We start from the raw sequence: 14,248 nt of genomic DNA, 5'->3' as shown, positions 1-14,248 counted from the left end.
ATGGGAATTAATGCGATCAGAGTTATTGTTGTGCTTCCCAAAGGTCGAGAAAATACTTGCCATAAATCACTTCCGTTTGCATATGCATAATCAGCAGAAATGCAATCAGGACTAATACGGTGCGATTGAAATAGCGGCTAACTTTGGTACGGACTTTTATGTCGAATATACCGATGTGAATACCAACATAAGCAAAGGGGTAAACCAACAAAACAACGAGTAACCAACCTAGGTAGCCGGATATCGCCATTTCCTCGTAACCGATCATAATACCTCCACAATAAATACGACGGTAACCATGATAGTATTCATCATTTGAATGGGGTGAGTTTTATAAATTCGCAAAGCTGCGAGCCGTTGCCGAAAAGTCACTTAAATAAGTTAGCTATTTATTTATAAAATCCTGAGAAAGCAAAAAATCTTTTGCCATTTTGGGCGAAGTGATGTGGATGAACTCGACAGGAGAACCTTTTAAGTCCTCCTTCAGTTTTAAATAACGCTTCCGATTCTTTCGGTAATTCTTAACCGACCACCAAATAATCGAATCCTTACTCAAAAACGCTTTTCTAAAACTTTCTCTATTGCCAGTTCCTTCCCAGAACTCTTCTTGAGTCCATGCCCTTTTGATAGCACGAGTGACGGAGCGATAAGTGGTGATAGAACGTGAATAGTCGAGCCAGATGATGGTATCGACTCTTTGCCATTTGTATGGTTGCGTTCGGCTGTAGTTCCCGTCGAGTACCCAAGCGTCTTGTTGAGTTACGTCCACGACTTTATCGAAGAACGTCTCATCATCGAGTTCTTTCCAATCGGGAAGCCAGAACAACCTGTCCATTTCTACGTACGTGACACCTAATTTCATTGTGAGCTGCTTTGAAAACGTTGATTTACCGCTTCCACTGCTGCCTACTACATTGATCCTTTTCATTAAATCCTCCTAGGTGACCGTACCAAATTGACAAAGAGCGACGCACTCCAACTATAGGTAAGTCGGGAAAATGCGGAGGCGAGATACTAATGATTACGCTTTAAAGTTCTAGTGTAGGTTCAATAAGATGTGAAGCAACGCGCATAAAAAAGCCTCCAATTAAGGAGGCTTGCAAATGAACTAATTACAACTTATCCCACGCGTCTGACCAATAAGTGGTTTCACCTGGCGCATAAGAAGGGTTTGAACACCACCCCGTGTATGGCCATGGTTTACATTGATACAAGTTGCCATCTGAACCTGTGACAATGTCACCTGCTTCATACGTTTTTCCAGATTCATACGGAGGGTAACTGCTGCCATCAGAAACAATCACAGAGCGTTGAGCTGTCGTAGTCTGATTTGCACTATCCGTTACTCGGTAAACCAAGTCGTAGACACCTAGCACGTTAACATCTACGCTGCCCTCTACACGTACTTGATCAGTCAAATCACCGTCTTCTGCATCCGTGGCTTTTACACCTGCCATTGGGTCAAATGCATCACCAAGCTGGATAGTTGTATCCGCGACACCTTCAAACTCAGGCACAAGGCTGTAAACAACAACTGTTCTGCTTTGCTTGGTTTCATTGTTGTCGCTGTCTTTTACACTGTAAACCAAAACATATGTGCCAACGGTGTTAACATCAACTGAACCTTCAACAGTAATGCTGTTAGTTAGGTCTCCATCTTCTTTATCAGACGCGGTAACACCTGCATACGGATCAAATGAACTACCGTGATGCACGCGAACATCACTGATGCCGCTAAGCACCGGTTCGCCTTCACTTGGCGGTGGTGGAGTCTGCCCGTGGATAAACGGACCGTAATCCTTCACAAATTTTTCACCGTACTCCTGACCATTCTTGTCTGTGCCCATATCCCAGTTCACCGACCATGTCATTACGCCACGAAGTGCCTGCCCTTGCGCTTTAAGTTGGTCAAACGCGTCGTAAAGATCTTGAGGATCTTGTACAAAGCCTGTTGCTGCTGCATCAATGTTAGATGGAATACCGAACACCAATTTGTCATGCGGAATTTTATGGAAACCACGTGTACCGTTCGATAGAGAGTCTGAAATGTAGTAAATGAATTCTTGTTTTAGCGCATCATTGTTTTGCGCGATCCAACCCACACCTTCAACCCAAATACCATCACCACCTTGGTTGTAAAATTGAGGGTTGATCCAATCGTAGTACCCTTCTAATCCAGTGATATAAGGAACGTATTTGCCACCTTCTGTTAAGTATGGAAACTCAGGCGCCATCGTAATTAGGAAGTTTTTACCCTGCTGTTGATAGTGTTCTTTTACAAGACGAAGTGCAGCTGGGATTACGGTTTGGTTGTCTGACGCGGTTACTGCAGATTGCTCTAAGTCGATGTCCAGACCATCAAAGCCGAACTTGTCAGTCAGGCGAATGATCTCTTGTGCGAATGCTTGTTCATCGCCAGTTTTCAGCTCAACGTGTGCGTCCGCACCACCAAGCGCAATAAGAACGGCGCGTCCTTGTTGGTTTAGTGCGCCAATTTGATCAATAAATTGTTGTTCTGAAAGGCCAATATTTGGATCGAGCTTAAAAGTTGGAATACGGCCTTCGCTGGTATTGAACACCTTCATAAAGGAGACGTTAACCACATTGTACATAGGATCAACTTCATCCAGCGTCACGCACGGTGCATTGCCGCCTTTGTAACCAGCCCCGTCGCACCAGTTATGCCAATAACCGACTACGACACCACTATCTGGATTCACCATCTCATTAGCGGATGCTACGTTTGAAAGACCACTTAAACCCAATGCTACTGCTAGATATAGCGCTTTTTGCTTCATCGTGTTACCTCTCATCCATTTTGCTTCATCACAACAATCATTCAGTACTTTGTATTGGCACTTAATGAATTTCGTTTGGATTATATGGCTGAGATAAGAAAACAGATACACTTACAAAGTTATGTTTTTAATGTCTATTTTATAATTGTGATCTTAATTCACGACGCGAAATGAACCGTAAAGCTACGCTCGCAATTAAGCGTGACGTTCTATCAAAATCCTACAAAAACTTAACCAATCTTCTTTTTTTGGAGCTCGCTCGCAACGATTTCATCAGGATTTAACCCTCTGCATATCAAAAGTTTGCACAACGTAGACATTGTGCTTTAACGCCGAGCTTTATAATACGTGCTTGCAAACAGAGGTTAATTTTATGAAATTAAAAACCGTGTCAGCTTGCGCAATCTTGATTTTGCTTGTCGGATGCCAGCAAAAAACTCAAGATGAAGCGACACAGCCAACAACCTCGGCAGATGTATGTAATACACAAGGAAATATGCCAGGTGGGTGGAATGAATTCGATGCTACCCCAGACGCTCAAAAGGCAATGGCCTTTGTCCTAAACAAAATGGAAACTCTCGCTTCGTTTAAACAGATCTTGTCCGTTCATGCACAAATTGTGAGTGGTGTGAACTACGCGATAGAGTTTGAATTGAATGACGGCTCAGTTTGGAACACGGTTGTTTACCGCAACCTTGATGGTGAGTATGCGATTACACAATCACCGAAAGAAGGTCGCTTCTGCGAACAATAAATGCTTCGAGACTGAGAACCAAAAAGCCCCGCTATTTTACACCGTAATCTAGCGGGGCTTTTTGTTTATCAATGCTTATCGCTACCGTTTACCTTTACCGATTAAGAATCAAATGCCATCTGAGACTTCACAGAAACTGTAGAACCAAGTCGCGACGGTTCAACATCAATGCGTTGCGCCATTTGCTCTTTCAGCTCAGATACGTGAGAAATCACGCCAATCATGCGACCCGTTTGTTGTAAGTCGACCAAGGTTTGAATCGCAAGATCCAAAGATTCCGGGTCTAAGCTACCAAAACCTTCATCAATAAACAGCGTATCCAAGCGAATACCGCCACTGTACGACTGCACAACATCAGATAGACCGAGCGCTAATGCCAACGCTGCCATGAAAGATTCACCACCTGATAACGTCGCAACATCACGCGTTTTACCTGTGTAGCTGTCCTCAACTACCAAATCCAAGCCTCGTCCTGCCGCACCTTTGAAGCCTTCAGTTTTACGAGCCAAGATATAGCGGCCTTTACTCATCAGACTTAAGCGCTGTGACGCTTGAATCAACACGTCGTCTAATAACACACCAAGGACAAATCGGTGCAGACTGATACGACTACCCGTTTTACCGCTAGCAACGTCATACAAGGTACCAAACACTTTATATTCGTCTTCTAACTTAGTGTTCTTATCATGTAACGTCGCGATGTCATTGCGGACTTTCTCTAGACGTTCAAACAAAGAGCGCGTGCTATCAAGCTGATTACGCGCTTCAACGTAACTTTGCTGAACACTGTTTAATTTAACGTTAAGACCTTCTAAATCAGGCAACGCCAAGTCTTTCAACGTGGAACTCAAGTCTGCCAATGTTTGTTCTAGCTTGATTTGAGTCTGTTTGAACGCCTCAATTTCTTGCTGCCAAACCTGCATCTCGGCTTCATCAACTTTACATGCTAGGAATTGCGCTTCATCCTCGAATGCACTCGCCTGCAACGCTTGCGCCCAATCAGCTTTGGCTGCGCTCAAACGATCGAGTGCTTCATTCAACCACTGTTGATTGGTTGTCAGTTGGCTTTCAATATTGGCCTTCGCAAGCACCGCTTGTTGCAAATGATTTTGTGCATTTTCTAAAGCGGAATTTAACTCCGCAATCTGTTTTTGAATCGCAACAATGTCTTGCTCAAGAACTTCAAGAGAAGAGTACTTAGCATCTAACGAAGCTGAGAGTTTAGCCAATTGCTCTTGGTTCACTTTTATCGTCGATTCATTTGCTGCCATCTGGTTTTGCAGATCATTGATCTTACCTTCCCCAGTGATGCAACGCTGGTTTAACTCATTGACGCTTTGTTCCAACTGAGCCAAGTTAATCGATGACAATTGCTGTAAACGTTCGTTGAACTGATGCATGGACGTTTGTAACGTGCCTAAATCCATTGATGCGTTTTGACCAAGCTCAACGGATAGTTGCTCAATCTGCTGCTTGCATTGTCCGATTGCGATATTGTGCTGCTCCAACTGATTGCTCAATTGGTTAAGCACAACTTGTCCTTCTCGCTCTATATTTCGAGCGTTTTGAACTTGATCCTTAGTGACCTCTTCACCAACAAATTGAGCGGGTTGAGGGTGTTCTACACTACCGCACACCGGACACATTTCACCGGCTTGTAAGCGCTGAGCCAATACAGCGGCTTGAGCATTGTGCCAGCTCAATTCAAGTGTATCTGCTGAGCGTTGAAGTTCTACATATCGCGCTTTTGCTTGGTCAACCGAAGCTTGTTTACTAGGTGTCAACGCATCCAATTTCGCTAGCTCTTGGTTTAAGCCAGTGAGTTTCTGTAGGTCTTGCATCAAACGTTGTTGCTGTTTTATCTCAGCCTCTACACTGCCAATACTTGCAACATCGACTCGAGCTTGATCCAGTGACTTCTGACCTTGTTGCGCCTCTAGCGTTAACTTCTCTTTCAGAGCGCTATATTTCTTCAGTGTTGCTTCAAACTCGGATTTTTGCGTCAAACCTGCGTTAATGGCTTTCTCTAGCTCTGACTTTTCAACCAACTTTCCTTTCATGCCTTCAAGTTGGTATTGCTGCTCTGTCAGTTTTGGCAATTGTGCGGCTTGTTCTTTCGCGGTTTGCAATGCGCCTTCTTTGGATTTTACCGCGTCATTTGCCACAGTAAGATCTTGAGATAGCTTAGCCACCTTTTGCTCAAGCTCTTGCGTTTGCTTTGAGGCGTTTTGTAACGTGACATAAGGCAACTCAACCTTGCTTGCCTTCTTCGCATTGTCTAACTGCAATTGACGTGATGAGACAGCATCGCTCTGTTCCAAATGTTGCTTCAATGCAATTTCGGCTTGCTCGCGCTTTTTAAACTCATTGCTCAATGCTTCTGCTTTTTGCAGATCAGTTTTGACCGCATTTAATTGCGCCAGAGATTCTTGCTCTTGCTTTTGTACAGATTCAAATTGAACAGATAACGCTTCACGCTGCTCTGTTAACTCCACTTCGGAAGAAACACCAGCAACCTGCAGTGCGCCTCGAATTTGGTTATCAAACTCGTCTTTGGCTTTGCTAATGGCACTCGCTTTGTCTTTCAGCGCATATTCAATCTTCTTGTAGATATCCGTTTGGAATAGCTGACCAAAGATCTCTTCACGCTCTTTGGACGTCGCAAGTAACAACTCTCGAAACTTACCTTGTGGCAGCACCATCACTTGGCGGAACTGAGTTTCGTTCAAGCCAATAATATTGGTCACTTCTGTCTTTACTTGCGTTGTTTTGCTAGTGATGAGCTTTTCTTCGTCCGTAATCTCATACAAAGCTGCGGTATGCTTACGCACCGTCATACCCTCACCACGCGCCTTTGGTGCTTCTTGTTCTGGTGAGCGAATTACTCGATAAGACTTGCCGTGTAAAGAGAACTCTAGCGTCACTTCGGTCAATAACGTTGGCGCTGCCATATCGCAACGCATTTGAATACCCTGGCGCTCATTACCCGTCGTTTCACCATAAAGAGCAAAACAAATCGCATCGAGGATCGAGGTTTTACCCGAACCAGTAGGACCGTTGATAAGAAACAGAGGGTTAGTTCCCAGCTTGTCGAATTCAATCGTTTCTGTTTGAGCAAACGGACCAAAAGCCTGCATTGTCAGTTTAATAGGTTTCATGTTTGGTCCTTACTGAGCTTGCTGAGAAAGTTGTTTGATGATGTCACTGATCGCTTGATCTTGTTCTTGCGATAATTGGCCGTCTTGCGCTTCTGAAAAGAAGTCTCGGAACATATCTATCTCACTTCTCGCCAATTTCGCTTGCGCCATTTCCTGCTCGACACCAATTAACATGCCCGGTTTTTCTAGGTGCAAAACATTTGGGTAAACAGTACGTAGCTTTTCCATTGGGTTTAAGATTGCGTGCTTATCCATCAAACGTACCAGCAAGTAGTCTTCGTTTTTCGGATCCGTTTTGCCCTGCTCTATTACTTGTTCAAGTTCACCTTCAATGATTCGCATCTCATGAGGTGCGGAAAGATCAACATGCTCTGCCGAGACAAACCCGTTTTGGTCGACTTCTACCAGCGTGAAACCTTTCTTTTGGTTTTGCTCACCAAAGCTGTATTTCATCAGTGAGCCAGAATAACGAATGTACTCTTCGCCTTTTTTCTGTGGCTGATGCAAATGCCCCAACGCTACATAGTCGAATTTGAGGAAATGCTCATGACTGACGCGGTCGGAGCCACCAATCGATAGTGGACGCTCTGATTCAGACTCAATGGCACCATCAACAAAACAGTGGCTGACTAATACGTTGCGTTGCTCTGGTTGGAAATGCTCAGTGATTTTCTCGGCAAGTAACTTGTGCGCTTGATCGTGGGTCGAAACGGGTTCTTGATAGGCAAAACGGACTTGTTCAGGATCGTTATAAGGCATGCCATAAAAAGCCACTTGCCCTGCGCTTTCGGTTTCAATAACAACAGGGGTAAGCATGTCTTCGAAGTTACTGATAATGTGAAGACCCGCATTTTTCATCTGTTCTGAACCAAAACCTAGACGCTCTGCACCATCATGGTTGCCAGAAATCAAAATCATCGGCGTGTTTAGCTCACCACAGATGCGCTTTACTACTTTATTCAGTAGTTCAATTGCGATGGTTGGTGGGACAGAACGGTCATAAATATCACCAGCAACCACCACTGCATCAACTGGGTTGTGTTCAATGTATTGGATTAACTGGTCAAGAACCGCTTGCTGATCGTCAAGTAAAGAGACGTTATGAAACTGTCGGCCAAGGTGCCAATCTGAGGTATGGATAAACTTCATTCGAATTCACTTTCTGCCATCAACATGGCGCTATCTTATTATCCCCCTAGGATATCGTGAGTTCGTATGCTTTTCATGTGGTTTATCAAGTAACACAGCAAATAAAGCTATACGTTTTTCAACACTCAAACCCACGTATATGTTGTACCAACTACGTACCCTCTGGGCTCGATATCTAGCTGTAATTGATGAAAGCCCTTTTCGGGATCCCTAATTTGTTTCTCGAATGCATTTATTGCTTTCAACAAACCACCACATACACCAAGAAAGCCCAATTTAGCATCTAGAAATTCGTAGTTCGTTGCTTCCGTTATCCAAGGAACCAGATACTTTATTGAATTTAACCAAAGTGGCTCATTAGCATCGAGAGATAAGGAGAGCGAGGTAAACAAGGAACTACTTCTGAATGATAGCTGCGACACTACCTTGTCAATCGCGCCTTGATTGGTGGAGTTTGCGAGGTCAACTCTAGCAGGCAAACACTCAAGTCCTGTATCACAAGGGAACGCTCTAGCTAAGATGAGCGCACCGTTATTAAGCTTTGTTTGTGCCTGATTGGTAGCTGGCTGTATAGCCAAAATCCAGCAATCGTTTTGCTTTGTTACTCTTTCAATATGAGAAAGCGCTAGCAAGAAAGATGCATTTCCGTATGGATATATTTGAAATTTAGTATCACTTTCAAATTCAACTGTCGCTCTTAGCATTTGCATCGTGGATTGAACTTCATGCTTTTCAGTATCGGCGGGTAAAAGAACAATCAAAGTTCCTTTAATACAGAAATTCTTAAGCTGTTGCGCATAGGAGCTGATAGTTTCGCTCGGTCTACTATCTAAATGGTGCTGCAGTGGATTCATTGACATTGAGATGTTGGGATCAGCAAAGTCGAAGAGCGATTTAATGCTAGAGAATTCGCGTCCATTTAAACATACCATCTGTGCTTCAAAACCTAACGTCAATTTAACCACCAATGAGTACAGTTGGGTTTCCTATAACTATTCGTCCTCCATGGGAGGTTGCATCACCAGCACGAGCTGCTGCTTTTCCGTTGATTTTTACACTAGATGAACCTGCGGAAATACTGTCTGGCGGTCCAACGCATACCAGCTTGTCTCCTTGTCTTGCGGCGGGAATCCCCCCAATTTTAACATTGGGGGATCCCATCACTACAGGCCCACCAACATGAGGGATCTTTCCTGTTTTTTTAGGACAGACATGAAAACTACCAATCACTGCCGAAGGCTTACCCATGACTCCTCCTTAGTTAAGAGAGATTTGACCCGCTTTTAGTGCAATCGCAGATCCATTAATAGATATCTTGCTCCCTTTGATGTTAATTTCTCCAGAGCTAGACATCTCTATTGATGCTCCTCCGACTTTAATTTCAATGCTCTTACCCGCTTTTAAAGCAAGTGACTTCCCGATATCTCCGGAATAGTTCTCGCCCACTTCAACTGACAGGTTTTTACCTATAGTTTGCATCGAATCATTAGTAACCTGCTCGGTTCGACAGTTTTCTATTGAGATTTCGACATTATCTTCAACAAGCATTTGAAAGAGTTTTTCGGCGTGAAGGTAAATATGTTCCTCACCTGGTTTATCATCAAAGCGTAACTCATTGAAGTTGCTAGCACCTTTCTGGATAGAACGCGATTTATAACCGCTTTGTGAACTCTGCTCTGGTAACGAATAAGGAGGTAACTGACTACCGTTGTATAGAGCCCCAGTAACTATTGGTTGATCGGGGTCACCATTAACAAATTCAACTATTACTTCTTGACCAACCCTAGGGTGAAAAACTGCTCCCCAACCATTGCCAGCGATATTCTGAGCGACCCTAATCCAACAAGAGCTGTTTACATCGTACTTGCCTTTCCTATCCCAGTGAAACTGGACCTTAATTCGACCATGTTTATCAATGTATATCTCACCATCTTTATTACCAGTCACAATTGCGGTTTGTAGCCCTTTTATTTCCGGTTTCACATAGTTTACTGCCGGACGCAAAATCGTTGTCGAATCAACGCAAGTAAATGCAACCCTTACCCCTTGAGAGGCGGTACCACCTTGGCCAGTCTGGTTGAAAACAGAAGCTGATAAGACAACAGACTCTAAAACGTACTCTTTGCCTATTCGAGATTTATCTTCATGTTTTTTAAATTTAAAGCACTTACCAACCGTAAAGGTTCGACATGTTGCTTCTCCACCACATAAGTATATGTTTTGTTGAATTGACTCAATTGCATGCATATTCCTAGAAGCATAATGGTCGGCAGTCTCGGACTCTCCCATATATTCAAAGTGCTCACTGGAGGGAATGGTAAATAACGCCGAAGCACCATTTACACTGTTTTTCGGGAAAGCCGCTGGCTTTAACATGTTAAAACCCGTTTTATGGCTTGCTTTCGTAGCAATAGCTTGGCTTTCACTCCAGGCAGATATGTGACTTGCACTGGCAGTACCACTGTCATGGTCTACCATAAATTCCACCCCTGGCTTGTAATAGCTTACATCATCAAATATTTCAATAGTATGAGAAGATTTCGAATGCACAAAGCAGAATGATAGACCCTCTTCAGCCAATATTCTCTTTACAAAGCTTAAGTCAGACTCTTCGTATTGAACTCTATAAGTATATTTTGGGTAACTTTTATTTAACTTGAAGCTGAATGAAACTCCATGTTCCGACAAAACTTCAGAAATAATTTCTTTCAAGTCTTTGTTTTGGAAAACTCTGCAATTAACACGGTATTGACAAAATATAAATTTAGGTTCAATAAAAATTTCTATGTTCTTATAGTTCTCGCCATCATTTTCTTTACTTATTCTTGTTCCAGTTAGTTTTGCTCTTGAAACAACACCATGAAAATATCTTGGTTGAGAAGAAACATCTTTATTATTCTCAAGTGTGATGACAACCTCATTGCCAATAATACTATTTAGTTCACCTTTTTGACCATTAAAGTAGGCATTGGCACGCAATGAGAAAAGCTCTGAAGCCTTTTCTCTGTATTCAAAGGAATTCAAAATAACGGCATCTTTCCCAAAAGGAGTAGATATGCTTATAAAGTTATTATCTTGTGTCGCTTTTTTCATTACATACTTCTTTAAGAATAGCGGGGACATTTGCCCCCGCAGCCAAATTACATTTGTTGACCTTTAACACCACTATAGCCATATACAAGTGGCGCAGAAGTGTTGTTCTTATCATCCGTCGGTGTCACTGTCATCATCATTTCTGTGTAGGAAATAGTGATTGTTTCCATTGGACGGTCATCTTGAATTGATACTGAGTAGTTTGAAATCATTGCATCTGTAAGTTCGATCTTCATGATTTCTTCTACTTTCTCACCCTGCTTCGTGATGTGGAAAACAGCAGGTTTACCTTTACCGATCGTTGCTTCTTTAAACAAATCTGGTGAAGCACGATCTTGAAGTTTAGTGATAGTAAGATCATACAAACGAGTCGCGCTGGCTTCACGATCCATTGCTGTACCAGTGTATGACGAAATCTCACGGCCCACACTCCAGTCAACAGATAGCAGTGTGATTAAATCCTTGTATTGCTCAGCAGTTGCCTCACCTTTAATATCTGCGTATTTAAGATACGTATTAGACTGCATGCTAATCTCCTATAGCATTAATAATTGACATTTAACTATATTAAAATCATATCAGCTAAGTGAAATGATTATTGATTCATGTATCAAAAGGTTAGTTTTAAATACAAACTTTTATAACTTTATTTTGTTATATTTTTAAGCGCTGAATTACTTAAATTTAATTTAATTCGATTCTCTTCTCAGTTTACTTTTTCAATGAAACAGATGTTAAGAAACTGAGACAATTAATTCATCATTGGTATAATCCACAAAAATATCTTTAATTTTCTTATTACTGAGAACTGACGACAATATTTCATTAGAAATTCGAGGAAGAAGAAGGTTTTCCATCATGGTTTGAATGGCCCTCGCACCACTTTCAGATTCATTGCTACTTTCTACTAGATGTAAGATGTAATCATCTGTAACTGTAAGAGTTGCACCATAATGGTCAAAAACTCGCGCTTTTATCTTATTAATCTTTAGCTGACTAATATTAATCAATACTGATTTGCTAAGTGGTACGTATGGTAAAATATTGACTCGCCCTAAAAACGCTGGTTTGAAATCCTTAAGTAAGTCTTCACGTAGCGCTTCTTTTAGTGATTGAGGATCTGGCGCAAGTTCTGGGTCACTAAACAAAGTGGTAGTCGTATCAGAACCTGTATTAGCAGTCATGATTATAATCGTGTTCTTAAAATCAATATCACGTCCTTCGCCATCTTTAATGATTCCCTTATCAAAGATTTGATAAAAAATATCTTGTACTCCAGGATGAGCTTTTTCCATCTCATCAAGCAAAATTACACTATATGGTTTTCTCCTTACGGCTTCAGTAAGAACTCCTCCCTCACCATAGCCGACATACCCAGGTGGAGCACCCAATAGTAAGGAAACTTTGTGCTCTTCTTTAAATTCAGACATGTTGATTGTCGTGACACTATCTTCACTCCCATAGACCTTCTCCGCGATAGCTAGTGCAGACTCTGTTTTGCCTACACCACTTGGCCCGACTAGTAAGAAGACACCATTAGGTTTAGTCTCATCCATAAGTTGAGCTCGGGCAGTCTTTATTACTTCTGCCATAACCTCTAAAGCATGATCTTGCCCAACGACTCTTTCACACAAACTGTCTTTCAGGTTCAGTACCGCTTCAATTTCATCATTTTGAAGTTTACCAAGTGGAATACCAGTCCAGTCTGATATAACTTCCGCAACTAAGGTTTCATTCACATGCGAGAATACAAGCGGATCTGCGCTAAGAGACAGTTTTTCTTCTATTTCCACTAGCTCTCGTCTATCTTCATCTAAACCATCTTCGGTTATCTTTAGACGTAATGCTTTTGCTTGAGAGACCCACTCAACTTCTTCACGCCAACGTTCTTCTAGCGCTATTATTTCTCCCTTTAACACCTCAATTTCGTGACCAACTTGGCCAACGTTATGTCCGAGATCTGAACCAAATAAAGCTTCCTTAGATAACTGGGTGAGTTCTTCTTCTTTCAAGGTTAATTTCTTGCGTTTAGAATCTAGCAATCCTGGCGTTGATGACTGACTCAACGCAACCCTAGAACAAGCCGTATCAAGAACTGAGACTGCCTTATCCGGGAGTTGACGACCATTGATATACCTAGCAGAAAGTTGAACAGCAGAGGCCAAAGCCTGGCTAGTAATATATACATCATGATGGTCTGCCATAACCGTCAGCAAACCTCGTAACATATCAATCGCTAACTCAGTGGATGGCTCGTCAACTTTAACAACTTGAAATCTCCGAGTTAAGGCTGCATCTTTTTCAAAGTATTTCTTGTATTCTGCCCAAGTTGTTGCAGCAATCGTTCGGAGTTCCCCTCGAGCTAAAGCTGGTTTGAGTATATTGGCTGCATCACCTTGACCAGCTTGTCCGCCGCTACCAATAAGTCCATGAGCCTCATCAATAAACAGAATGACAGGATCAACTGATTGATTAACTTCCTTAATTAGATTTTTTAAACGATTTTCAAACTCCCCTTTCATTCCCGCACCAGCTTGCAAAAGGGCTAGGTCAAGAGACTTGACCGATACATTTTGCAAAGCAGGGGGAACATCTTTATCCACTATTCTCTGCGCTAAACCTTCGACCACTGCAGTTTTACCTACACCAGCCTCCCCAGTTAAAATGGGATTGTTCTGCCTACGCCTTAGAAGAATATCTATCATTAACCTGATTTCATCATCTCGACCTATCACAGGATCAATAAGTCCCAGTCGTGCTTGCTCAGTCAGGTCAATGGTAAACTGCTCTAAAGCTCCACCAGCGGTCTGGCTCACATGTGTTTTGCTTTCGGTATGCTCTCCAAGATTTAACAACTTATTTGGATCGATTTGACTTAATTCAGGGCTCACCGCACTCAACATATTAATCAGCGTATCATCAGACAAATAAGCGTATAGCACATGAATACAAGTCAACTTATCTTGCTTGAACTCAATAGTTGCAGCCATAAATGCATTTTGCATAACGGTCACTGTATGTGCAGATAAACCAGGGACTGTTTCACATCCTGTCTTATATTTTTCCAACTGAGTGAGTAATTCATTCAGTACCGTTTGCTTATCTATATCTAACTTGTCGAACACATCTAAATACAGATCTTCTGGGTGCTGAATTATTGCTGTAAGCCAATGGGATAATTCAATACTATGGTGAGTCCGCGAGCTTGCCAATGCCGCTGCTTGTTCCAATGTTTCTTTAGCATGAGGTGACAACCGCTCAACCAACGCTGATAATGATAACGAAGCCATTTTATT

11 protein-coding genes are annotated in these 14,248 nt (G+C 42.3%); 1 reads left to right on the top strand and 10 read right to left on the bottom strand.

All coding sequences use genetic code 11. The annotated features are described in order from the left end of the window. Nucleotides 1–22: 22 nt before the first annotated feature. From BSZ04_RS07960 to BSZ04_RS07950, 3 genes are all read right to left on the bottom strand, one after another. A complete protein-coding gene (locus BSZ04_RS07960) occupies nt 23–268 on the bottom strand; it encodes a hypothetical protein (RefSeq protein ID WP_010451622.1) in 246 nt (81 codons plus the stop codon). Between the two features lie 117 nt (nt 269–385). Next, nucleotides 386–928 carry a P-loop NTPase family protein gene (locus tag BSZ04_RS07955; RefSeq protein ID WP_088880104.1) on the bottom strand — a complete coding sequence of 181 codons (543 nt, stop codon included), beginning with the start codon at nt 926–928 and terminating at the stop codon, nt 386–388. Nucleotides 929–1,112: 184 nt separating this feature from the next. Beyond that, nucleotides 1,113–2,798 carry an immunoglobulin-like domain-containing protein gene (locus BSZ04_RS07950; protein ID WP_088880103.1) on the bottom strand — a complete coding sequence of 562 codons (1,686 nt, stop codon included), beginning with the start codon at nt 2,796–2,798 and terminating at the stop codon, nt 1,113–1,115. A gap of 373 nt (nt 2,799–3,171) precedes the next feature. On the opposite strand from BSZ04_RS07950, the gene BSZ04_RS07945 reads away from it, so the two are divergent. Further along, nucleotides 3,172–3,552: a cystatin domain-containing protein gene (locus BSZ04_RS07945; RefSeq protein ID WP_010451617.1), complete on the top strand. Its 381-nt coding sequence runs from the start codon at nt 3,172–3,174 to the stop codon at nt 3,550–3,552. A 101-nt stretch (nt 3,553–3,653) separates the two neighbouring features. Here the strand turns inward: BSZ04_RS07945 and BSZ04_RS07940 are convergent, their stop codons facing one another. The 7 genes from BSZ04_RS07940 to tssH form a co-directional block, all read right to left on the bottom strand. After that, nucleotides 3,654–6,710, bottom strand: a complete 3,057-nt coding sequence (locus BSZ04_RS07940; protein WP_088880102.1) for an AAA family ATPase — start codon at nt 6,708–6,710, stop codon at nt 3,654–3,656. A 9-nt stretch (nt 6,711–6,719) separates the two neighbouring features. Then, nucleotides 6,720–7,859: an exonuclease SbcCD subunit D gene (locus BSZ04_RS07935; protein WP_088880101.1), complete on the bottom strand. Its 1,140-nt coding sequence runs from the start codon at nt 7,857–7,859 to the stop codon at nt 6,720–6,722. A gap of 125 nt (nt 7,860–7,984) precedes the next feature. Next, nucleotides 7,985–8,815, bottom strand: a complete 831-nt coding sequence (locus BSZ04_RS07930; RefSeq protein ID WP_151899061.1) for a hypothetical protein — start codon at nt 8,813–8,815, stop codon at nt 7,985–7,987. A gap of 1 nt (nt 8,816) precedes the next feature. Next, entirely contained in the window at nt 8,817–9,107 is a 291-nt protein-coding gene (locus BSZ04_RS07925; protein ID WP_010452246.1) for a PAAR domain-containing protein, read from the bottom strand. Between the two features lie 9 nt (nt 9,108–9,116). Continuing rightward, complete coding sequence (gene tssI, locus BSZ04_RS07920; RefSeq protein WP_088880099.1) at nt 9,117–10,952, bottom strand: type VI secretion system tip protein TssI/VgrG; 1,836 nt, start codon at nt 10,950–10,952, stop codon at nt 9,117–9,119. A 47-nt stretch (nt 10,953–10,999) separates the two neighbouring features. Further along, complete coding sequence (locus BSZ04_RS07915; protein WP_038886696.1) at nt 11,000–11,479, bottom strand: Hcp family type VI secretion system effector; 480 nt, start codon at nt 11,477–11,479, stop codon at nt 11,000–11,002. Between the two features lie 207 nt (nt 11,480–11,686). Continuing rightward, a complete protein-coding gene (gene tssH, locus BSZ04_RS07910) occupies nt 11,687–14,242 on the bottom strand; it encodes a type VI secretion system ATPase TssH (RefSeq protein ID WP_088880098.1) in 2,556 nt (851 codons plus the stop codon). Between the last annotated feature and the right edge of the window lie 6 nt (nt 14,243–14,248).

The organism is Vibrio rotiferianus (assembly GCF_002214395.1).
GTDB classification, from domain to species: domain Bacteria; phylum Pseudomonadota; class Gammaproteobacteria; order Enterobacterales; family Vibrionaceae; genus Vibrio; species Vibrio rotiferianus.
Note: the sequence above shows the minus strand (reverse complement) of the source record. Positions and strands in the feature narration are given on the sequence as shown.